Annotated in this window: 20 protein-coding genes; 10 read left to right on the forward strand and 10 right to left on the reverse strand. The window is 66.1% G+C overall.

What is annotated here, in order from left to right:
• Positions 1-10: 10 nt before the first annotated feature.
• Both G6N13_RS03625 and G6N13_RS03630 read left to right on the forward strand, forming a co-directional pair.
• Entirely contained in the window at positions 11-340 is a 330-nt protein-coding gene (locus G6N13_RS03625; RefSeq protein ID WP_163694843.1) for an FmdB family zinc ribbon protein, read from the forward strand.
• A 396-nt stretch (positions 341-736) separates the two neighbouring features.
• On the forward strand, positions 737-1,390 hold the full coding sequence (locus G6N13_RS03630; protein WP_163694844.1) for an SAF domain-containing protein: 654 nt from the start codon (positions 737-739) through the stop codon (positions 1,388-1,390).
• 1 nt (position 1,391) lies between these two features.
• On the opposite strand, the gene G6N13_RS03635 is transcribed toward G6N13_RS03630, so the two are convergent.
• Positions 1,392-1,613 carry a hypothetical protein gene (locus G6N13_RS03635; protein ID WP_163694845.1) on the reverse strand — a complete coding sequence of 74 codons (222 nt, stop codon included), beginning with the start codon at positions 1,611-1,613 and terminating at the stop codon, positions 1,392-1,394.
• A 104-nt stretch (positions 1,614-1,717) separates the two neighbouring features.
• Between G6N13_RS03635 and mscL the strand changes: the two genes are divergently transcribed.
• A complete protein-coding gene (gene mscL, locus G6N13_RS03640; RefSeq protein WP_163694846.1) occupies positions 1,718-2,173 on the forward strand; it encodes a large-conductance mechanosensitive channel protein MscL in 456 nt (151 codons plus the stop codon).
• 75 nt (positions 2,174-2,248) lie between these two features.
• Here the strand turns inward: mscL and G6N13_RS03645 are convergent, their stop codons facing one another.
• The 7 genes from G6N13_RS03645 to rpmF all read right to left on the reverse strand — a co-directional run bounded on the left by G6N13_RS03645 (position 2,249) and on the right by rpmF (position 8,160).
• Positions 2,249-2,887: a porin MspA gene (locus G6N13_RS03645; RefSeq protein WP_163694847.1), complete on the reverse strand. Its 639-nt coding sequence runs from the start codon at positions 2,885-2,887 to the stop codon at positions 2,249-2,251.
• Positions 2,888-3,208: 321 nt separating this feature from the next.
• Positions 3,209-3,367, reverse strand: a complete 159-nt coding sequence (locus G6N13_RS24070) for a hypothetical protein (protein WP_170310432.1) — start codon at positions 3,365-3,367, stop codon at positions 3,209-3,211.
• A gap of 153 nt (positions 3,368-3,520) precedes the next feature.
• Positions 3,521-4,075, reverse strand: coding sequence for a MogA/MoaB family molybdenum cofactor biosynthesis protein (locus G6N13_RS03650; protein ID WP_163694848.1), 555 nt, complete (start codon positions 4,073-4,075; stop codon positions 3,521-3,523).
• A gap of 23 nt (positions 4,076-4,098) precedes the next feature.
• Positions 4,099-5,595 (reverse strand): S1C family serine protease, encoded by a 1,497-nt coding sequence (locus G6N13_RS03655; protein ID WP_163694849.1) that lies wholly within the window; start codon positions 5,593-5,595, stop codon positions 4,099-4,101.
• Between the two features lie 78 nt (positions 5,596-5,673).
• A complete protein-coding gene (locus G6N13_RS03660; RefSeq protein WP_163694850.1) occupies positions 5,674-7,218 on the reverse strand; it encodes a HAMP domain-containing sensor histidine kinase in 1,545 nt (514 codons plus the stop codon).
• Positions 7,218-7,904, reverse strand: a complete 687-nt coding sequence (locus tag G6N13_RS03665) for a response regulator transcription factor (protein WP_163694851.1) — start codon at positions 7,902-7,904, stop codon at positions 7,218-7,220. The genes G6N13_RS03660 and G6N13_RS03665 overlap by 1 nt, the downstream gene beginning before the upstream one ends.
• A gap of 82 nt (positions 7,905-7,986) precedes the next feature.
• Positions 7,987-8,160: a 50S ribosomal protein L32 gene (gene rpmF / locus G6N13_RS03670; protein ID WP_163694852.1), complete on the reverse strand. Its 174-nt coding sequence runs from the start codon at positions 8,158-8,160 to the stop codon at positions 7,987-7,989.
• Positions 8,161-8,402: 242 nt separating this feature from the next.
• On the opposite strand from rpmF, the gene G6N13_RS03675 reads away from it, so the two are divergent.
• From G6N13_RS03675 to G6N13_RS03705, 7 genes are all read left to right on the forward strand, one after another.
• Positions 8,403-10,088 (forward strand): acyclic terpene utilization AtuA family protein, encoded by a 1,686-nt coding sequence (locus G6N13_RS03675; RefSeq protein WP_163701656.1) that lies wholly within the window; start codon positions 8,403-8,405, stop codon positions 10,086-10,088.
• Positions 10,085-11,242, forward strand: a complete 1,158-nt coding sequence (locus tag G6N13_RS03680) for an acyl-CoA dehydrogenase family protein (RefSeq protein ID WP_163694853.1) — start codon at positions 10,085-10,087, stop codon at positions 11,240-11,242. Before G6N13_RS03675 ends, G6N13_RS03680 begins: the two co-directional genes overlap by 4 nt.
• Positions 11,239-12,834: an acyl-CoA carboxylase subunit beta gene (locus G6N13_RS03685; protein WP_163694854.1), complete on the forward strand. Its 1,596-nt coding sequence runs from the start codon at positions 11,239-11,241 to the stop codon at positions 12,832-12,834. The genes G6N13_RS03680 and G6N13_RS03685 overlap by 4 nt, the downstream gene beginning before the upstream one ends.
• A 40-nt stretch (positions 12,835-12,874) precedes the next feature.
• Complete coding sequence (locus tag G6N13_RS03690) at positions 12,875-14,851, forward strand: acetyl/propionyl/methylcrotonyl-CoA carboxylase subunit alpha (RefSeq protein WP_235677915.1); 1,977 nt, start codon at positions 12,875-12,877, stop codon at positions 14,849-14,851.
• Positions 14,848-16,014 (forward strand): acyl-CoA dehydrogenase family protein, encoded by a 1,167-nt coding sequence (locus tag G6N13_RS03695; RefSeq protein WP_163694856.1) that lies wholly within the window; start codon positions 14,848-14,850, stop codon positions 16,012-16,014. The genes G6N13_RS03690 and G6N13_RS03695 overlap by 4 nt, the downstream gene beginning before the upstream one ends.
• A gap of 2 nt (positions 16,015-16,016) precedes the next feature.
• Positions 16,017-16,784: an enoyl-CoA hydratase family protein gene (locus tag G6N13_RS03700; protein WP_163694857.1), complete on the forward strand. Its 768-nt coding sequence runs from the start codon at positions 16,017-16,019 to the stop codon at positions 16,782-16,784.
• Between the two features lie 64 nt (positions 16,785-16,848).
• Complete coding sequence (locus tag G6N13_RS03705; RefSeq protein WP_163694858.1) at positions 16,849-17,451, forward strand: DUF1707 SHOCT-like domain-containing protein; 603 nt, start codon at positions 16,849-16,851, stop codon at positions 17,449-17,451.
• A gap of 15 nt (positions 17,452-17,466) precedes the next feature.
• On the opposite strand, the gene G6N13_RS03710 is transcribed toward G6N13_RS03705, so the two are convergent.
• Both G6N13_RS03710 and G6N13_RS03715 read right to left on the reverse strand, forming a co-directional pair.
• Positions 17,467-18,678, reverse strand: a complete 1,212-nt coding sequence (locus G6N13_RS03710; protein WP_163694859.1) for a hypothetical protein — start codon at positions 18,676-18,678, stop codon at positions 17,467-17,469.
• A gap of 130 nt (positions 18,679-18,808) precedes the next feature.
• Complete coding sequence (locus tag G6N13_RS03715; RefSeq protein WP_163694860.1) at positions 18,809-20,752, reverse strand: hypothetical protein; 1,944 nt, start codon at positions 20,750-20,752, stop codon at positions 18,809-18,811.
• Between the last annotated feature and the right edge of the window lie 346 nt (positions 20,753-21,098).

Raw genomic sequence — 21,098 nt, forward strand, 5'->3', positions numbered from 1 at the left:
GGAGGTTCATGTGCCAACCTACAGCTACGCGTGCACCGAGTGCGACAACCGTTTTGACGCGGTGCAGGCATTCACTGAAGATGCTCTGACCAGCTGCCCGCAGTGCTCGGGGCGGCTGCGCAAGCTGTTCAACTCGGTTGGCGTCGTGTTCAAGGGCAGCGGTTTCTACCGCACCGACAGCCGGGATTCGTCGCCCAAGAGCTCCAAGTCGGAGTCATCGTCATCGTCATCGTCATCGTCGAGCTCCGAGAAGCCGTCGAGTTCGAGCGACTCGTCATCCAGCTCATCAAGTTCAACGAACTCGGTCAGCCCGACGCCGGCCGCTGCAGCCTCGAGCTGACCCGCCGAAATTTAGGAAGCAACCCCAGTCGAGCTGGGGTCGGCGACGGGGATGAATTGATCCGGCGGGATGTAGCCCTCGACCGGATTATGCCAACGGGCAAGAACTTCGAAGCCAGAACGTGTCCGTCATCCAGCGACACGATCGGGCTGTGAGAAGGGCTCCACGCGGTCGCTGCCGAGCGCGGGGATAATGTTGCGCGCGAGAAGCCTGATCAGCGTTCAAAGCGCGCCTCCTTGCTCACCGCCCAGGCACCATAAGCGCTCTTAGGTAATCAACACGCCAGCCCATCGGAGGGCTGATAACCAGCGAAAAGCACAGTACATCGCCCGGTTATCAACAGGCTGGAATCTGCGGCGAAGCCCCGCCCAGTGTTGCGCAGTTACGGTGACCGGCATGGGTGAGTCGCTCAATCCGACGCTACCGAGCCGAATCCGGCGTTTCCTGCGTCCCGACTTCACCCGCACAATGCTGGCGCGACGAATAGCGGCCGGCGGCTTGGTGATTCTCGCCGGCATCGCCGCGCTCCGGCCTAATCCCGACGACCAGCGCTCCGATGTCGTCGTGGCCGCCCACGACCTCAGCCCTGGGCTGGCCTTGACAGCCGCCGATATCAAGCTCGAAAAACGTTCTGTCACAATGATTCCCGACGGCGCGCAGCTGGCGATCGACGACCTCATCGGTAGCACCCTGGCGGGTCCAGCCCGCCGCGGTGAAGTGCTCACCGACGCCAGAGTGCTGGGCTCACGCCTGACCGGCCTCGCCGCCGGTCCGGACGCACGGATCGTGCCCCTGCATCTGGCCGACGTGGCGGTGCTCGATTTGATCAGGCCCGGGGACGTCGTCGACGTCATGGGCGCGGCCGACGCGGGGAGCGAGGCCAAACCTGCCCTGGCCGCCTCCGACGCCGTCGTCGTGCTCGTTTCGCCGAAGCAGAAGGCTGCGGGGGCAGGTGATGACCGGGTGGTTCTGGTGGCCCTACCGGCAGCAGCCGCACACGCGTTGGCCGCAGCCACGCTGGTGCAGACCGTCACGCTCACGATCCGCTGAGCTAACCGCCCGGCGGTGGCGGAGGCAGCGGCGGCGCCATTGGGGCTGGCGGCGCGGGCTGCGCGATCGCATCCATCACCATGTCGGCGATCTCATCGGAGGAGGACGTCGTCGTCAGGCCCGGCGTGGGGGTGGGGGTGGGGGTCGGCGCTGCAGTGGCGATACCACCAGCCAGCGTCAGCGCACCGAACCAGGCCGTCATCGCGACCGCGCGAACCCACATGCTTTCCCCCTCCGGAGACGTCTACCGCCAAGCTAACAGCTCCCCCGCCGGCCCGCCTGGCCCGTATTAGTCTCAGGAAAAGCTCGCATCGAAAGGGAAAAGCCATGTTGAAAGGGTTCAAGGAGTTTCTCTCCCGCGGAAACATCGTCGACCTGTCGGTCGCGGTGGTGATCGGTACCGCCTTCACCGCGCTGGTCACCAAATTCACCGACAGCATCATCACGCCGTTGATCGATCGCATCGGTGCGGGCAAAAACGCCGAATACGGCATCCTGCGGATCGGCATCGGTGGTGGGCAGGTCATCGACTTGAACATCCTGCTGTCGGCGGCGATCAACTTCGTCCTCGTCGCGGCTGTGGTGTATTTCCTCGTCGTCGCGCCGTACAACCGGCTTCGCAAGAAGGGTGAGGTCGAACAGGCCGGCGATACCGAGCTGAGCCTGCTGACCGAGATCCGCGATCTTCTGGCCGATGCGAGCGAAACGCCGAAGAAGGTCACCGGCCCGGGCACCGGCCCGAGCCCCGATACCGCAGCGACCACGAGCGCTGACCGGGACTGACGCCGCCCGAACAGCGACCGACAAAATGGCCCCCGGCGGTGTGCCGGGGGCCATTTTGATGACGTGCGCAGGGAGTTAGTTCATGTTCCAGGGTTCGCCGTAGGTGGTGACGCTGTCACCGGCCTTGGAGATGAGTCGGGCGAAGGGGCGCAGCAACACACCGCCGGCGGCGCCGGTGACGGTGCCGTGGGCGTTAGACACCGCGACCGAGCCGTTGGGGCCGGAGACGTCCACCGAGAAGGTGGCGACTTCCTGGATACCGGGGCCGTTGCCCAGGTCAGCGCTGATCGAGACACCCGGGAACAGGTTCGGGGTGATCGCCGAGCCCAGCGGGTTGAAGCCCGCCGGGGAGAGATTCGCGTCGTCGAGCAGGATGTTCGGGGTGGTGTAGCTGAAGTTGATGCCCACACCCAGCGACCAGGGGAAGCCGACCTGGTAGCCCAGCTCCAAGGTGCCCGCGAACTCATCGGCACCGGGGCCGACCACGCTGTAAACAGCCTTGCCGGAGTGGAACCACTCACGAGTCAGCCGGTTGCGGTCCAGGGGGAACACACCGTTGAGGAAGGTGTCCCACTGCTGAATCGTCATCGTGCGGCCACCGCCGTCGACCAAACTCAGTTCATTGTCCAAACCTGCGTGCGAGGTACCTGTCCCGACGAACAACGCCGCGACGGCAGCGATCATCGCCACCAGTACCCGACCTATTACCTTCATGTTCTCCCTAGCTATGTCGACGGTGACCCGTGGGCTCACCGAGTGTGTGGTTCGTGCTCGGGCCCCAACATGCTGACACCGCACACGGCGTTAGGCAGTCCAATGCGAGTCCTCACACACCGCTCTTACGCTCTGCTCATCGTTGACACGAGGAACATAACGGGATGACATCTGGGCGGCAACGCATAGAAGCGGGGTGCGCCAAATCAGCGTCGGGGTGGGGCAGTTTGCTGGAAGGCCAACCGCGGTTAACCGGATCCCGATCCGGCCGCGTCGGGCCGACCGTGTTCGCCGGGACCTTCGGGCTGCGGCACCGACCGATCATCGGTCGTGGTGCGGCGGAACGTTATCTCTGAGCCACTGCTCGCGGTCGCCGGTGTCGCGATTGTCGTCGGGATCACGTTCGTCGGACGACTCCTGGGGCAGTTCGATACCGAAGATCTTGTTAACTGCGCTCCGGTTCTGGCGCGAAGTTGCCATCAGTTCCCCTGACGATTGTGACAAAAATCACAATCTTGACATTTGTCCAGTTCACAGGGCGTTAACAAAACGCCGACCGCCCTTGTTAGCGCGCTCTTGATTGACAGTACGCCGCCACGAGCAGCCACCGCCATCACTCGCCGCGGAGCTTGCTTAGATCTCCAGGCTGGACAACTGGCCGATGACATGCGTCGCCAGCGGGTTCAGCGTTGCCATGCCGTCGCGAACCGCGTAGCGCGAGCCCGCGATATTGACGACCAACGTGCTACCGGAAATCCCGGCCAGACCACGCGATAGGCCGGCGTCAGTGATGCCCGCCGACAGACCGGAAGCACGCAGTGCCTCCGCGATGCCGAGCAGCTCCCGATCAAGGATGGTCTTGGTGGCTTCCGGCGTCACATCGCGCGGAGTCACACCCGTACCGCCGACCGACACCACAAGGTCGACGCCACCGATCACCGCAGTGTTCAGCGCGTTGCGAATCTCGATCTCGTCGGCAGACACCACCACGACACCGTCCACCACGAAGCCCGCCTCCGCGAGCAGCTCGGTGACCAACGGGCCGCTATGGTCCTCCTCATCGCCGTGGGCAGTGCGGTCATCGACGACGACGACGAGTGCACGACCCACCAGCTCCCCTGGATGTTCCATGGATGTCACCGTATATCCGCCCGACGACATCCTGGCAGTCGTGCTGGTCAACGTCATGGGATGTTCACCGACCACCCGAATCACTGGGCTGCCTTTCCGAGAGTGACCTGCACCGTTCGAGGGGAACCCGACGGGTCGTTGTACGTCAGCGTCACCTGGTCACCGGGCGCCCGCGACCGGACTGCGGCGACCAGCGCATCGGCGCTGCCGATCACGCGGTCGTTCAGCTTGGTCACCACCACGCCGCTGGGCAGGCCCGCGGCCGCAGCAGCACCGCCCTTCGTGACGTCAACGATCTTCGCTCCGTGGGTGGTGGTGTCATTGCTGACCTGTACGCCAAGCGATGCGTGCGTTGCGGTGCCGGTGCTGATCAGCTCATCGGCGATCCGCTTGGCCTGGTCCACCGGAATGGCGAAGCCGAGCCCGATCGAACCGCTCTGAGCGTCCGGCGAGTCGCCGCCAAGGGTGGCGATCGCCGAGTTCACTCCGACCAGCTCTCCACTCATGTTGACCAGAGCTCCACCAGAGTTGCCGGGGTTGATCGCGGCGTCGGTCTGGATGGCATCCAGCACGGTGTTCTGGTTGTTGGCGTCGCCGCCGGTGGCCACCGGGCGGTTCAGTGCGCTGACGATGCCGGTGGTGACGGTGCCTTCCAGGCCCAGCGGTGAGCCGACCGCGACGACGTCCTGGCCGACCCGCAGGTTGGACGACGAGCCGACGCTGATCGGCGTCAGGCCCGATACGCCCTGCGCCCGGACGACAGCGATATCGCTGGCCGGATCAGTACCGATCACGGTGAAGGTCGCGGTGCGGCCGTCGGCGAACGTCACGGTTGTCGTGGGTGCTCCACCGGCTTGGCCCCCGCGACCGCCTTGCCCTCCCTGGCCCCCCTGGCCACCCGGCCCCCCGGGCGCGCCTGGCAGGCCGGGCGCTCCTGGCAGGCCAGGGGCCCCCGGCTGTCCCGGGGCCCCCGAGGGTCCGGGTGTTCCCGAGTCCAGCTTGGCCGCAGCCACGACGTGGTTATTGGTCAGGATCAGCCCGTCGGCGGACAGGATGATTCCCGAGCCCTCCTCGGACTGCCGGCCGAACTCGGTCTCGAGCTTGACGACGCTGGGCACGACCTTGGCGGCCACCTGCTCGACCGAACCCACCGGCAGATTTGCCGCCGGGGCACCGGACACTCCGTTGGGCCCGCCTTGGGGGACCGAACCGATCGGTTGCCGATCCGGGTGCTCAAGCAATACGACACCGCTACCCACGCCCGCCGAGACTACGGCGATCGCCAGCGCGCCTGCCATCAACGCTACTGCGCGCGAACGCCTGCGTGGCGGCATCGGCTGCATCGGGGGCACGCCCGGCGCGGCGGCCGGATGTCCTTGTCGCACAGCCTGATACGGATCATAAGGCGGCCTGTACTGCGGGGGCTGCTGCTGGGTGGCGTACCGCCAGTCATAGGGCTGCTGATAGCCGGCCGTACGGGGCTGCTGCGAATACCCCGGTGCCGCATGCTGATTCGGCCCTGGATGGCCTGACTGGCCGGCCTGGTGCTGCGGCGAGTACCTCTGCGGGTCGGTCATATCGTCAGATCGCTCTTTCTCGTCACGAGAGACACGCTCTTCTGGATCAAAGAGACGTTGTGTACAGCTTGCCTTGCACTACTGAGAATCGACTGAGACAACACTCGGCACGGCCGGTGCTTTTTGCCGGGAAACCCCTCGGTCATCATTGGTTTTGGCTCTTCTGGTAGTGATTTCGCTCTCAGCTGAAGCAGCCGGATAGCTCGTCGCAGTGAGCGGCAGGCCGGGCAGCAGGACATAGAACGATGTGCCGGGCGGCCGGCCGCCGGGCACGGTGTCGGCGATCCGAATCAGCCCGCCGTGTTTGACGACCACCTGTTTGACGATCGCCAAGCCCAGTCCCGATCCGGGCATCGCCCGCGCCGACGTCGCCCGGTAGAACCGCTCGAACACCAGACCGCGTTCATCGGGCGGAATACCCGGCCCGTAATCAGACACCACAAGCTCGGCGTGGGCGGCGTCCACCTGACGTAGCCGCACCCCGACGTGGGCGCCCGACGGACTCCACTTCGCCGCATTGTCCAGCAGGTTCACCACCGCCCGCGAGAGTCCGGCGGAGTCGCCGTAGACCTGCCAGCCGATGACGTCGACGTCGAACTGAACGTCGTTGCGGCGCCGGCGCGCCCGCTCCAGGCTGCGTTCCACGACATCGCTCAGGTCGACCGCCTCATGCACGACTCCGCCCGCGTCCTCACGTGTGAGGTCAACCAAATCGCCTACGAGAGTGGACAATTCCTCGATCTGACCGATCACATCGGTTCGCAGATCGGCCATTTCGCCCTCCGGCAGCCGGGGGGCACCCGGTTGCATAGACGCCATCAACAGTTCGACATTGGTGCGCAGCGATGTCAGCGGGGTGCGTAGCTCGTGCCCGGCGTCGGCGACGAGGCGAGCCTGCCGCTCCCGCGATTCGGTCAACGCCCGAAGCATCGTGTTGAACGTCTCGGTAAGCCTGGCGAGCTCGTCACTGCCGAACACCGGAATGGGCCGCAGATCGTCGGTCCGCGCCACCCGCTCGGCCGCCTCGGTCAGCTTGGCCACGGGCCGCAGCCCGGTTCGCGCCACCATCCCGCCGGCGATGGCGGCAACCACCACGCCGATACCGCCGACCGCCAACAACACCCATTTCAGCTTGGTCATCACCGCGCCGGTGGGTGCCAGGCTCTTCGAGATCAGCAATGAGCTGCCATTGGGCAAGTGCACCGCCAGCACCCGCTGGTTGGACACCGTCCGGCGGGACATCAACAACTCGCCGCTGATCACGGATTTCTCCGGCTCACCAACCGGTAGCCGCTGACCCTGTTGGTTTGCCGTGTAGATCGAGCGGCCCGGGTTGACTAGCATCGCGTTGACGTCGGAATAGGCGGTGCCCTCGATCGCCTTGCCCGGGTCTGCAGCCAACGACCCGCTGGCAATCAGCAGACCGGCCCGGCTCTGCAGCTGGTTGTCGATATCGGTGTAGAGCGCGGCCGAGACCACCGCGTACACCGCGACCGCCATCAGAACCACGACCATCGCCACCATGGACATCGCCAGCAGCATCACCCGCCATCGCAGGGATAGCGATGTCGTCGATTCGTCGGGCACCCGCCCCGATCGCGCGCGCCGCCTCAGTCGGACCATCAGGGCGGTGTCTCACGCAGCACGTAACCCACACCCCGCACGGTGTGGATCAGCCGCGGTTCTCCTTCTGCTTCGGTCTTTCGGCGCAGATAGCCGACGTACACCTCGAGCGCGTTGCCGGAGGTCGGGAAGTCAAAACCCCACACCTCCTCGAGGATGCGGCTTCGTGTCAGCACCCGCCGCGGATTGGCGATCAGCATCTCCAGCAGCGCGAACTCGGTGCGCGTCAGGCTAATGGCGCGTTTACCCCGAAACACCTCGCGAGTCACGGGGTCCAGCGTCAGGTCGCCGAACATCATCACCGCCGAGTCGGACTGCTCGTCGGGGCTGGTCCGGCGCAGCAGGGCACGCATCCGGGCCAGCAATTCCTCGAGAGCGAAAGGCTTGGGCAGATAGTCGTCGGCGCCGGCGTCCAGTCCGGCCACCCGCTCGGACACCGAGTCGCGGGCGGTCAGAACGAGGATCGGCATATCGTCGCCGGTGCTGCGCAGCTGACGACAGACCTCGAGTCCATCGAGGCGGGGCATCATCACATCCAGCACCACCGCATCGGGGCGTTCGTTGGCGATCGCCTCGAGTGCTTCGACACCGTCCTGCGCCAGGTCTACGGAATACCCGTTGAAAGAAAGAGATCGGCGCAGGGACTCGCGCACCGCGCGATCATCGTCAACGACAAGTATTCGCACACCCACCAGTTTCAACCCAACGCCTGAGATAGGCCTAAGAGGCACGCCGCGCGAGCGGGCAATTCGCGGCGAGCGAACGCGATCAGCGCTTGTCGAGGTCGATCAGTCCGAGCCGCGCCGCCTTGAGCAAGCGACGGGGAACCTTGTGCAGACGGCCGGCGACGGAAACGTTGACCAGACCCGTGGCCTCGGTCTTCCACTGCGCGCGCCGACTGCGGGTGTTCGACCGCGACATTCTGCGCTTGGGCACAGCCATGACGTGCTTCTCCTTGATCAGGGGTGGCGCCGCGCAGAGACAAACACATGCCGGCGGCCAACAGTTGGGGATCAGGATAGCCGCTCACCTGGGTCGGCTCCAAAACGTCCCGGCAGGGGCCCGTACCCCTTGACTCAAGACCGCCACTCGCCAGTAACCTACCAGTTGGTTGATCGGCGGGCAGGAGCGGAGCGACTGGGGGTTTGGAATCGTCGAAGGGAAGAGAGCGCGTGGCAAATGCGGTGCGGATCGGCAACTGTTCAGGCTTCTACGGTGACCGCCTCGCCGCGATGCGCGAAATGCTGACCGGCGGTGAGCTGGACTATCTGACCGGCGACTACCTCGCCGAGCTCACCATGCTGATCCTGGGCCGCGACAAGATGAAACATCCCGAACGCGGTTACGCCAAGACCTTCCTGACCCAGCTCGAAGAATGCCTCGGACTGGCGCACGACCGGGGTGTGCGCATCGTCGCCAACGCCGGCGGCCTGAATCCGGCCGGACTGGCCGCCGCGGTCCGCGAACTCGCCATCCGGCTCGGGATCCCGGCGAAGGTCGCTCATGTCGAGGGCGATGACCTTCTCCCCCGCGCTGCCGAGCTCGGCTTGGGTTCACCGCTGACCGCCAACGCCTACCTGGGCGCGTGGGGTATCGCGGACTGCCTGCAGGCCGGCGCTGACATCGTCGTCACAGGCCGGGTCACCGACGCCTCGGTGGTGGTGGGTCCGGCCGCGGCGCATTTCGGGTGGGGTCGCGACGACTACGACCAACTGGCCGGCGCGGTGGTAGCCGGCCACGTCATCGAATGCGGTGTACAAGCCACCGGGGGCAACTACTCCTTCTTCACCGAGATCGCCGACCTCGACCACGCCGGCTTTCCGCTCGCGGAGCTCTACGCTGACGGCTCGTCGGTGATCACCAAGCATGCCGGCACCGGCGGGCAGGTGAGCGTAGGCACCGTGACCGCGCAGCTGCTCTACGAGATCGCCGGCCCGCGCTACGCTAACCCCGACGTCACCGCCCGGTTCGACACCCTTGACCTGACTGACGACGGGCCCGACCGGGTGCGCATCAGTGGCGTGCGCGGTGAGCCGCCCCCACCGTCGTTGAAGGTGTCGCGCAACAGCATCGGTGGATTCCGCAACGCGGTGACGTTCGTGCTCACCGGCCTGGACATCGAGGCCAAGGCCGCGTTGGTACGCGAGCAACTCGAGTCCGCGCTGCGCGCCAGACCCGCCGAGCTGGAGTGGACGCTGGCGCGGACCGACCACGCCGATGCCGACACCGAAGAGGCCGCGAGTGCTCTACTGAGCTGCGTCGTGCGCGACCACGATCCGAAGAAGGTCGGCCGCCAGTTCTCCTCGGCTGCAGTTGAACTCGCACTGGCCTCTTATCCCGGGTTCACCTCCACCGCACCGCCCGGAGATGGTCAGGTCTACGGGGTCTTCACCGCTGGCTATGTTCCTGCCGGCGCGGTCGCCCAGGTCGCCGTGCGGCCCGATGGAACGCGCATCTCGATCGCCGCGGCCGCCACCACGCTCGAGCTATCCGATGTCGACCCTCCCGCACTGCCGAAAGCCCCGGCTGCCGGGCCGACCCGACGGGTGCCGCTGGGTGCCATCGCCGGGGCGCGCAGCGGGGACAAGGGCGGAGCGGCCAACATCGGTGTGTGGGTGCGCACCGACGACCAGTGGCTCTGGTTGGCACACACGCTCACAGTCGACGCCCTGCACGAATTGCTACCGGAGACAACGGATCTCCCGGTCTCCCGACACCTGCTGCCAAATCTGCGCGCGGCGAACTTCGTCATCGACGGGCTCCTCGGGCAGGGCGTGGCATACCAGGCACGGTTCGATCCGCAAGCTAAGGGCCTTGGCGAGTGGCTGCGCAGCCGGCATCTCGATATCCCGGAAGCGATCCTGTCATGAGCATCTGGAACACCCCCGAACGCCAGCAGCTACGCAAGACCGTGCGCAGCTTCGCCGAACGCGAGATCCTGCCCCACATCGAGGACTGGGAGCGCGCCGGTGAACTCCCGCGCGATCTGCACCGACGGGCCGCGGCCGCCGGCCTGTTGGGCACCGAGCTACCGGAGGCGGTTGGCGGTGGTGGCGGCGACGCCGCGGACTCCTTGATCATCTGCGAGGAACTGCACGAAGCCGGCACTCCCGGTGGCGTTTTCGCCTCGTTGTTCACCTGCGGTATCGCGGTGCCGCACATGGTCGCGTCCGGCGACCAACGGCTGATCGACAAGTTCGTACGGCCAACACTGCGTGGTGAGCTGATCGGCTCACTGGCCATCACCGAACCGGGTGGCGGCTCCGACGTCGGGCATTTGACGACGACGGCGTTGCGAGCCGGTGACGAGTACATCGTCAACGGCGCCAAGACCTACATCACGTCGGGCGTGCGTGCCGACTATGTCGTCACCGCCGTGCGTACCGGTGGCACCGAACTTCCTGGTGCATCTGGGGTTTCGCTGCTCGTCGTAGAGAAGGGCACACCCGGATTTGTTGTCACCCGCAGGCTGGACAAAATGGGCTGGCGATCTTCGGACACCGCTGAGCTGTCCTACAGCGAGGCGCGAGTGCCCGTGGCCAACCTCGTCGGTGCCGAGAACACCGGCTTCGCCCAGATTGCGCAGGCCTTTGTCTCCGAGCGCATCGGTCTTGCCGCCCAGGCCTATTCGTCGGCGCAGCGCTGCTTGGACCTCACCGTGCAATGGTGTCGTGACCGCGAGACGTTCGGGCGTCCGCTGATCTCCCGGCAATCGGTGCAGAACACACTGGCCGAGATGGCTCGCCGTATCGACGTGGCACGGGTGTACTCGCGCAATGTGGTGGAACGTCAGTTAGCGGGCGAGGCCGATTTGATCGTGGCGGTGTGCTTCGCCAAGAACACCGCGGTGGAGGCCGGCGAGTGGGTGGCCCACCAGGCCGTGCAACTGTTCGGCGGGATGGGTTACATGACCGAATGCGAAGTCGAACGCCAATACCGGGATATGCGAATCCTGGGTATCGGCGGGGGAACCACCGAAATCCTGACCAGCCTGGCCGCCAAAGCACTGGGATACCAGGCATGAGCCCGCTGCAAAGCACTCTGGACACGAAAGCACCGGCGTACGTCGAGGCGGCTGAGGTCATGGTGGCCAAACTCGCCGAGATCGATGGCGAACTCGCAAAGGCACTGGCCGGCGGCGGCCCCAAATACGTTGACCGGCATCACGGTCGCGGCAAGCTCACCGCCCGCGAACGCATCGAACTGCTCGTCGACCCGGATTCGCCGTTCCTGGAACTGTGCCCGCTGGCCGCCTACGGCAGCGATTTCCAGGTCGGGGCCAGTCTGGTGACCGGCATCGGCGTGGTGGAAGGCGTCGAATGCCTGGTGATCGCCAACGATCCCACCGTCAAGGGCGGCACCAGTAACCCGTGGACCCTAAAGAAGATGCTGCGGGCCAACCAGGTCGCGTTCGAGAACCGGCTACCGGTGATCTCGCTGGTGGAGTCCGGCGGTGCCGATCTGCCCACCCAGAAAGAGATCTTCATCCCCGGTGGCCAGATGTTCCGGGATCTGACCCGGCTCTCCGCGGCCGGCATCCCCACGATCGCGCTGGTGTTCGGTAACTCCACCGCCGGTGGCGCCTACATCCCGGGGATGTCGGATCACGTGGTGATGATCAAGGAACGGTCGAAGGTCTTCCTCGCCGGTCCCCCTCTGGTGAAGATGGCCACTGGCGAGGAGGCCGACGACGAATCCCTCGGCGGGGCCGAAATGCACGCCAGGGTTTCGGGTTTGGCCGACTACCTCGCCGTCGACGAGCTCGACGCCATTCGCATCGGGCGTCGTGTCATCGCCCGGCTCAACTGGACCAAACACGGCCCCACCCAGCGACCGGTGATCCCGCCGCTGGCCGACCCCGACGAACTGCTGGGCATCGTCTCGGCCGATCTGCGGATCCCGTTCGACCCCCGCGAGGTGATCGCCCGCATCGTCGACGGCTCTGATTTCGACGAGTTCAAGGCGATGTACGGGGCCTCCCTGGTGACTGGCTGGGCCACCGTGCACGGCTATCCGGTGGGCATCCTCGCCAACGCCCGCGGTGTGCTGTTCAGCGAGGAGTCACAGAAGGCGACCCAGTTCATCCAACTGGCCAACCGATCCAACACGCCGCTGTTGTTCCTGCACAACACGACCGGCTACATGGTGGGTAAGGCCTACGAGGAAGGCGGCATGATCAAGCACGGCTCGATGATGATCAACGCCGTATCCAATTCGCGGGTACCGCATATCTCGCTGCTGCTCGGCGCCTCCTACGGAGCCGGCCATTACGGGATGTGCGGACGCGCCTACGATCCTCGGTTCCTGTTCGCCTGGCCCAGCGCCAAATCCGCGGTGATGGGCGGTGCCCAACTGGCGGGCGTGCTGTCGATCGTCAACCGTGCGGCCACCGAGGCCCGCGGTGGCACTGTCGACGAAGCGGGCGATGCCGCGCTACAAGCCGCCGTCGAGGCCCAGATCGAGGCCGAGTCGCTACCGATGTTCCTGTCCGGGCGGCTCTACGACGACGGAGTGATCGACCCCCGCGACACCCGCACCGTACTCGGAATGTGCTTGTCCGCCATAGCCAATGCGCCGATCGAGGGGACGTCGAACTTCGGCGTCTTCCGGATGTGAGCCCGGCGATGAGCGCTTGCGCGAAGAGCAGAGGACTGCAGTGATCACTCGTATTTTGGTTGCCAATCGTGGCGAGATCGCCCGCCGCGTCTTCACCACCTGCCGCCGGCTCGGAATCGCGACAGTGGCCGTCTACACCGACCCCGACGCACAGTCGCCCCACGTCGCCGAGGCCGACGCCCGGGTGCGCCTCGAGACCACCCTCGGTTATCTCGATGCTGCCCAGTTGATCGCCGCGGCCCGCTCGTCGGGTGCCGACGCCGTCCATCCTGGCTACGGATTCCTCTCCGAGAATGCCGATTTCGCCAAGGCCGTGCTCGACGCCGGACTGATCTGGATCGGACCGCCGGTCGCCGCCGTCACGTCGATGGGCTCCAAGATCGAAGCCAAGAAGATGATGGCTGCCGCCGGCGTTCCGGTGCTCGACGAACTCGACCCGGACACAGTCACCGAAGCGCAACTCCCGGTGCTGGTCAAGGCGTCGGCCGGCGGCGGTGGGCGTGGCATGCGCGTGGTCACGAGCCTGTCCGAGCTGTCCGACCAGGTGCAGGCCGCAAGCCGCGAGGCCCAATCCGCATTCAGCGATCCGACGGTGTTTTGCGAGCGGTATCTGGCAGGAGGTCACCACGTCGAGGTGCAGGTGCTCGCCGACGAGCACGGCACGGTCTGGGCGGTCGGCGAGCGGGAATGCTCCATCCAACGCCGACACCAGAAAATCATCGAGGAGGCGCCCTCTCCTCTTGTTGAACGCGTTGCGGGCATGCGCGCGAGGCTGTTTGCGGCTGCCCGGCAAGCGGCGGAGGCCATCGGTTACACCGGCGCGGGCACTGTGGAGTTCCTCGCCTCCGACGACGGGGAGATCTTCTTCCTCGAGATGAACACCCGGCTGCAGGTGGAACACCCCGTCACCGAACTCACCACCGGCCTGGACCTGGTCGAATTGCAGTTGACCGTGGCCGAGGGGCAGCGACTCGATCCCGAGCCGCCTGTCGCCCGGGGGCACTCGATCGAGGCCCGGATTTACGCCGAGGATCCGGCCAAGAACTGGCAGCCCCAGGCCGGCCGTATCCACCTCTTCGAGGTGCCTGGCGCGGGAACGTCTTTCGGTCCACTGACCGGCACCGGCGTTCGGCTGGACTCCGGCATCTGCGACTCCGCGAACGTGTCGATCCACTATGACCCGATGCTGGCCAAGGTAATCTCCTACGCTGCGACCCGGTGCCGGGCGGCACAGGTCCTCGCCGATGCACTCGCCCGCACTCGGTTGCACGGCATCCGCACCAACCGCGATCTTCTGGTCAATGTCCTTACCCACCAGTCTTTTCTGGACGGTGCCACCGACACCGCGTTCTTCGAGAAGCACGGTGTGACCGAACTCGCCCGCCCGCTGGCCAACGATCGCACAATCCGGCTGGCGGCGGTGGCCGCCGCCTTGGCCGATGCCGCCCACAATCGCGCCAACGCCACCGTGCTCGGCGAAATATCCAGCGGGTGGCGCAACGTCGTGTCCGGCACTCAACATAAGACCTACCGTGACGCAACTGAGCACGAACACAGGGTCGCCTACCGGTTCACCCGTAACGGCCTGACATTGCCCGACGACGACGGCGTGGCGCTGGTATCGGCACGGCCGGACGAGGTGGTGCTGGCCGACGACGGGGTGGCCACGGCGTTCGCGGTATCGCGCTACGGCGCCGAGGTTTTCGTCGACTCGCCGTTGGGACCGGTCACCTTGACTGCAGTCCCGAGGTTCCCCGAGCCCGGCTCGACTATCGAGAAGGGTTCGCTGCTGGCCCCCATGCCCGGCGCCGTGATCCGGCTCGGCGCCGCCTTGGGTGACACGGTCACCCTCGGTCAGCCGCTGGTCTGGCTGGAGGCGATGAAGATGGAGCACACCATCACCGCGCCCGCCGACGGCGTGCTGACCCAACTCGACGTCCATGTCGGCCAACAGGTCGACGTGGGCGCAGTACTTGCCCGGGTAGAGAACCAGAACGAAGCAGAAGGAGAGCTGTGAGCGACACCGGCTTCATCGAGAGCGCCGAACGTCGAGAATTGCGCAAAGCGGTGGCGGCGCTCGCGTCGAGCTACGGCCAGGAGTATTACCTGGCAAAGGCGCGAGCCGGCGAATACACCGACGAATTATGGTCCGAGGCAGGCAAACTCGGCTTCATCGGGGTCAACCTGCCCGAGGAATACGGTGGCGGCGGCGCCGGTATGTACGAGCTGTCGCTGGTCATGGACGAGATGGCGGCAGGCGGTTGCTCCCTGCTGATGATGGTCGTGTCACCGGCGATCAACGGCACGATCATCAGCAAGTTCGGCACCGACGAGCAGAAGAAGCGCTGGCTGCCCGGGATCGCGGACGGCTCGATCACCATGGCGTTCGCGATCACCGAACCCGATGCCGGCTCGAACTCGCACCGCATCACCACCACCGCACGCCGCGACGGCAGCGACTGGATCTTGTCGGGGCAGAAGGTCTACATCTCCGGCGTCGACCAGGCTGACGCCGTGCTCGTCGTGGGCCGGATGGAAGATGCCAAGACCGGCAACCTCAAGCCGGCGCTGTTCATCGTGCCCACCGACACCCCCGGTTTCACCTACACCAAGATCGACATGGAGATCGTCAGCCCGGAGAACCAGTTCTCGTTGTTCATCGATGACGTCCGCGTGCCGGCCGACGCACTGGTGGGCTCCGAAGACGCCGCGATCGCACAGCTGTTCGCCGGCCTGAATCCGGAACGGATCATGGGTGCCGCCAACGCAATCGGGGTAGGGCGCCATGCGATCGCCAAGGCGACCGACTACGTCAAGACGCGCCAGGTCTGGAAGACCCCGATCGGCGCCCATCAAGGTATCTCGCATCCGCTGGCGCAGAACCATATCGAGCTCGAACTGGCCAGGCTGATGATGCAGAAGGCGGCGACACTGTACGACGCCGGCGACGACTTCGGTGCCGCCGAGGCCGCGAACATGGCCAAATACGCCGCGGGCGAGGCATCCACTCGCGCTGTCGACCAGGCTGTGCAGTGTCTCGGCGGCAACGGGCTGACCAAGGAGTACGGCGTCGCATCGATGATCACCGCCTCGCGGCTGGCCCGCATCGCCCCGGTGAGCCGCGAGATGATCCTCAACTTCGTCGCCCAGACGTCGCTGGGCCTGCCGCGGTCGTACTGACCATGGACACGCTGGTCACCTATGCCGTGGACGGTCACGTCGCCAGGCTGACGCTGGACTCGCCCCACAACCGCAATGCCCTGTCCACCCGGCTGGTCGAACAGCTGTACGCCGGACTCCGCGACGCCGCCGCCGATGCCGCGGTCCGGACCGTGCTGCTCGGCCACACCGGTGGGACGTTCTGTGCCGGCGCCGATCTGAGCGAGACGTCCGACGGCGATCCGTTAGAGACCACCGCGGCGCGGGCCCGGGAACTGGCGACGGTCCTGCGCGCCATTGTCGAATCACCGGTGCCGGTGGTAGCGGCCATCGACGGCCACGTCCGCGCCGGGGGGCTGGGCCTGATCGGGGCGTGCGACATCGTGGTCGCGGGACCGCGCAGCACGTTTGCACTCACCGAGGCGCGCATCGGTGTGGCGCCGGCCATCATCTCCCTGACACTGCTGCCCAAGCTGTCGCCGCGCGCGGCTGCCCGCTACTACCTGACGGGTGAGACGTTCACCGCGGCGACGGCCGCCGAGATCGGGTTGATCACCATCGCCACCGATCACCTCGACACCGCGGTGGCGGGCGTTGTGGCCGATCTGGGCCGGGGCTCACCCCAGGGGCTGGCCGCGTCAAAGGCCTTGACCACCGCCGACGTGCTGGCCGGATTCGACCGAGACACCGAGCGGTTGACACAAGAGTCGGCGCGGCTGTTCGTCTCCGAGGAAGCGCGAGAGGGGATGCTGGCGTTTCTGGAGAAACGCCCACCCCACTGGCTGCGATAACACCACTGTGAGAGATCAGCGAACACTCTTGCGGTTGCCTTCCAGAGTCGTACCCTCGTAGTCGATGAGCAATTTGACACCACGGGACGCGACGACGCGGGCCGCTGACACCGACCGCATCCAGGTTGCTCAGCTGCTCACCGAAGCCACCGCCAAGGGACGTCTGGAGCTCGGCGAATACGAGCAGCGACTGGTCAAGGCCTACGCCGCACAGACGTATGAACAACTCGATCGGCTCACGGAGGACCTGCCGGAAGCCGCGGAAGCATCGCACCGGCGCGGTGCCTCCAAACCGGCGCCGAAAACGCTCCTGCTGGCCATCCTGAGCGGGTTTGAGCGCCGCGGCCGGTGGAACGTGCCGGGCCAGATCACCACCTTCACCTTGTTCGGCGGCGGCGTCGTCGACCTGCGCTATGCCGACTTCACCTCGGCGAACGTAGATATCCACGCGTATTCGATCATGGGAGGGCAGACCATTCTGCTGCCACCGGAGATCAACCTGGAAGTCCGCGGGATCGGCGTGATGGGCGGCTTTGAGCACAACGTCGACGGCACGGGTACGCCCGGAGCGCCGAAGGTCACCATCCGAGGCTTCTCGTTGTGGGGCGGCGTTGGGGTCAAACGAAAGAACCGGAAGCCCGGCGGTCCCGAACCCTCGGTGCCCTAGCCGCGCAGCTGCGGATCAGGCGGCGCTGTGCCGCTTAACCGCCCGGCTGCCCGAGGGGCTGGAATCCTTCTTGGATTGCCGTTGCCCCTGCGACGCATTAGCCGCATCCGCCTTGCGCGCGGACTTCTCCGCCGCGGTGCCATCAACCGAATCGGTTCCGGCCGCCCGTCGCGGTGACTCCGCATTGGACCGCGCCGGTGACGCCTTCGTCACCGCGGCACGCTCGTTGCTCGCGGCCGGCGCTGTATCGTCGTCGGCGGCCTGCACAGAAGCCTTGCGCGCGGCGGCCGCGGCGAACGGTGTCGGCGCAATCGGCGTGGGAAGCAAACTCAGCAGGCCGGAAACAGCGTTGACGAAGTTTGTGTGGAGCTCATACGCCAACCCGTCCTGGGCACCGAAGCCGGTCTCACCGATCGGCGACGGCAGGTAGAAGAACGGTTTGGCGAGGGTGATCGCGATCGATCCCAGCATCCCGTACCCGAGGCGCGGGTCCAAGGCGTCGTAGACGAGATTGCTGAGCAGCCCAGGGATGTTGGCCGGCACCTGGATGGCTGACTCGACTGTCGCCGCCACATTGGCCGGCAGGTAGGCGGCCCAGTGGACCACTGCATCGATGAGCTGGACTGGGATCGAGAGGGTGAACTGCGCGGCGTACAGCGCCCGGCCCGGAACCGTGTTGTAGAGGTTCCACATGGCCTCGACGCCCGCGGCCGGGTCCGGCAAGTTGGCGAAAGCGTCGTTGATTGCGTCGGCCACGCCGTTGATGCCTTTGGCGACAACGGAATTCAACGGTGCCGGCAGGATCCCGGCCAGCGGCTGGAGGACCAAGTCATTCAGGTACCACGGGTAGTAGTAGTTCGTGCTGTTGTACGAGGGGTTCAGGTAGAGCTGCGCGACGTAGCTCAGGATGCTGCCGACGTCGCCCGGGGACTGCAGAGCCGCCAGCCCGGCGAACACCGAGTTGAACGGTACGCCCCACCCGAAGTCGGAGTCGTCAAGGTAGAAGTTCAGTCCGAGAGCGGCGTCCGTCGCGATCACGACGGCATTGGCCACCGAGTTGATCGCGTCGCCGGCGTTATAGAGCAGGTCGGTGACGACGGACGCCGGCTGTACCGCAACATGACTCACGCCGGGAATCACCCCATGCTCCGGTCCGACCATGGTCGGCGCCGTGGCCACCGCGCCGGCGGTCAGCAATGCTGCAGCCAGCTTGGCAGGTATACGCACAGCAAACGACATTAAAGCCCCCGGTCTTTGGTCGCAAGATCCGCAACCGGGCAGAGCACCCCAGGGACAAATAGCTGCGGCCCCTTCCAATTCGGAAGGGGCCGCAGCTATTTTCGATGGGTAGGGGAGATCAGCTCTGGCTGGCGCTCTTGGCCGGCTTCTCGGCGGCCCCCGTCTTGGCGCCTGCGGCACTCTTGTTGGCAGCGGCACTCGAGCTGACCGGGCTGGGCGTGCCGTTCGTCCCGCTGGTGCCGTTGGTGCCACCGAAGCCGCCGGAGCCGCCCGAGCCGCCGTAACCGCCCGCCGGGTTGACATGACCGGTCTTCGGTGCAGCGCCGCCACCGATGGCATTGCCACCGCTGCCGCCCTTGCCGCCGTGCGAGCCGAAGGAACCGCTGCCGCCGTAACCGCCGTCGCCGCCGACGTTGTCGCCGGTCGTGCTGTTACCGGGCTTGGTGCTGGTGCCTCCCTTACCGCCGTTGCCGCCGGTCCCGGTGATCACGCTGCCGCCGTCACCGCCGTAGGCGCCGCCGGAGTCGCCGGCGCCGGCAGCCCCGTTGCCGCCGGCACCGCCGTTGCCGCCGGTCCCGGTGGTCGAGTTGCCGCCGTTACCGCCCGGTCCGGCGTAGCCGGCAGCCTTGCCGCTGCCGGTGCCGTTGCCGCCGGTGCCGCCGTCGCCGCCCTTGCCGGAGGTGGAGCCACCACCGGTGCCGCCGTAACCGCCTGCTGCGTAATCAGCGCCGCTGACGCTGGTCGCCGTGGCATTGCCGCCGTTGCCGCCGTTGCCGCCGGCGCCGATCAGGCCGCCATAGCCACCGTTACCGCCGTAACCGGCCTCGGCACTGCCCGCGGTGGGTGCCGATGCGTTGCCGCCGTCACCGCCGGCACCGCCACTGCCGGACAACGCTCCGCCGTTGCCGCCACGGCCGCCATCACCGCCGCTCGAAGTGGCTTTGATGTTGGTGTTGTCAGAGCCGCCGTCGCCGCCGTTACCGCCGTTACCCACCAGCAGCCCGCCCTTGCCACCGTTACCGCCAGCGGTGGCTGCCACGTAGTTGGCCGAGGTGGTTCCGCTGGCGTCGACGCCATTACCGCCGTCGCCGCCATTGCCGCCGAAGAAGCCCGCGTTGCCGCCGTTGCCACCCTTGAGGCCATAACCGCCATTGCCCCAGAGCAGGCCGCCGTTACCGCCGTTGCAGGCCGCACCGGTGCAGTTGGCCGCGGCGTTCGCGCCGTTGCCAACCAGGAAGCCGACCAGCGAACCGGCGGTCGCCTGTGCCGAAGCCGCTCCCGTGACTGCCAACTTGGCAGCCCCTGAACTAGCAGCGGCCTGGGGCACGGCACCGGTCAGCGACGACGTGATGTAGCCCCAGACCGCCGCGAGACCACTAGAGCCGTAGTTGTACCGGCCGGTGTTGGTTTTGTAGTTCCAGTCCGGCGTGGCGCCGGTCAAGTAGAGGTTCGTCAGGATGCTGCCGCCCACGACGACGGGTCCGATATTGGCCGTCGGCAGCAGGGAGGTGACGCCGAGGATCTGGGTGTTGACCCAAGCCGGGAACTCCTGGGCGATGTAGAGGAGGCTGCTAGCTCCGGATCCCAGGTACTCGTTCGCGGCGACCAGCGCGACTGCGCCGATTCCGCTGTACAGCGAGCCGAGCCCGCCGTAGGCGTTGGTATTGCCGTTGCGGTAGGACTTGGAGATCTCGAAGTAGTAGTTGTCGAGGTTGGTCTGGTCGAGGATCTTGTCGGTGATGTAGTACAGGGCACCGCCGACACCGCTCAACTTAACGTCGCTGACGCTCGGGAAGTACGGATCGGGGCTGCCATTGCCGTCGGGTTTAGCCGCGCCGACGTAACCGCCGTAGCCGTTTGTGTAGGCGTCGATGATGCCGTTGATCGTGATATCCGTCAGCGCCGTCAGCTCGTACTGAGCTTGCGACAGCGGCAGCGGAGTGGGGGTTCCCGCCACCGTGTAGTCGTGAGCCGACATGAGAGACGGTGTCGCCGCGACGATCGCGGCCGCACTGGCCAGCGCCGCACCTGTCATCACGAAGGACTGAGTCCGTTTCGCCATTGCTAGTTCCCCTTGCTAGTGCAGGTCCGTCCAAGTCGTGACGAACTCGATGCTTTGCTGATGCGAGTCTTAGAAGATCCTGATAGATACTAAGGGGCTGTTTGCCCTTCAGCAAGCGGTACGGGCGAACTTGATGGCTTTAGCACTGTGCTTTTTTCACACCAATCACGCCGCGTAGGCGCGCATCGAGTAGCTAATTGACGGCTGCGAGACATTGGGGTTGCTGCTGTGTTGCCTGCGTTCGCTGTCCGCACACCTCAGGAATGACACGGTCGTTAATGGAAATCAGTTTGCCGGGCTCTTGCTGCACTCGATTGACGGACGCGCAAAACCTCGCGGGCGGTAG

It is taken from the genome of Mycolicibacterium sarraceniae, from assembly GCF_010731875.1.
GTDB lineage: Bacteria > Actinomycetota > Actinomycetes > Mycobacteriales > Mycobacteriaceae > Mycobacterium > Mycobacterium sarraceniae.

What these genes read in the sequence shown, in the direction of transcription:
- G6N13_RS03650 (WP_163694848.1), bottom strand. Translation starts at nt 4,075, where the DNA reads ATGACGTTGACCAGCACGACTGCCAGGATGTCGTCGGGCGGATATACG.
- mscL (WP_163694846.1), top strand. Translation starts at nt 1,718, where the DNA reads ATGTTGAAAGGGTTCAAGGAGTTTCTCTCCCGCGGAAACATCGTCGAC.
- rpmF (WP_163694852.1), bottom strand. Translation starts at nt 8,160, where the DNA reads ATGGCTGTGCCCAAGCGCAGAATGTCGCGGTCGAACACCCGCAGTCGG.
- G6N13_RS03680 (WP_163694853.1), top strand. Translation starts at nt 10,085, where the DNA reads ATGAGCATCTGGAACACCCCCGAACGCCAGCAGCTACGCAAGACCGTG.
- G6N13_RS03630 (WP_163694844.1), top strand. Translation starts at nt 737, where the DNA reads ATGGGTGAGTCGCTCAATCCGACGCTACCGAGCCGAATCCGGCGTTTC.
- G6N13_RS03705 (WP_163694858.1), top strand. Translation starts at nt 16,849, where the DNA reads ATGAGCAATTTGACACCACGGGACGCGACGACGCGGGCCGCTGACACC.
- G6N13_RS03715 (WP_163694860.1), bottom strand. Translation starts at nt 20,752, where the DNA reads ATGGCGAAACGGACTCAGTCCTTCGTGATGACAGGTGCGGCGCTGGCC.
- G6N13_RS03655 (WP_163694849.1), bottom strand. Translation starts at nt 5,595, where the DNA reads ATGACCGACCCGCAGAGGTACTCGCCGCAGCACCAGGCCGGCCAGTCA.
- G6N13_RS24070 (WP_170310432.1), bottom strand. Translation starts at nt 3,367, where the DNA reads ATGGCAACTTCGCGCCAGAACCGGAGCGCAGTTAACAAGATCTTCGGT.
- G6N13_RS03660 (WP_163694850.1), bottom strand. Translation starts at nt 7,218, where the DNA reads ATGGTCCGACTGAGGCGGCGCGCGCGATCGGGGCGGGTGCCCGACGAA.
- G6N13_RS03685 (WP_163694854.1), top strand. Translation starts at nt 11,239, where the DNA reads ATGAGCCCGCTGCAAAGCACTCTGGACACGAAAGCACCGGCGTACGTC.
- G6N13_RS03645 (WP_163694847.1), bottom strand. Translation starts at nt 2,887, where the DNA reads ATGAAGGTAATAGGTCGGGTACTGGTGGCGATGATCGCTGCCGTCGCG.
- G6N13_RS03635 (WP_163694845.1), bottom strand. Translation starts at nt 1,613, where the DNA reads ATGTGGGTTCGCGCGGTCGCGATGACGGCCTGGTTCGGTGCGCTGACG.
- G6N13_RS03700 (WP_163694857.1), top strand. Translation starts at nt 16,017, where the DNA reads ATGGACACGCTGGTCACCTATGCCGTGGACGGTCACGTCGCCAGGCTG.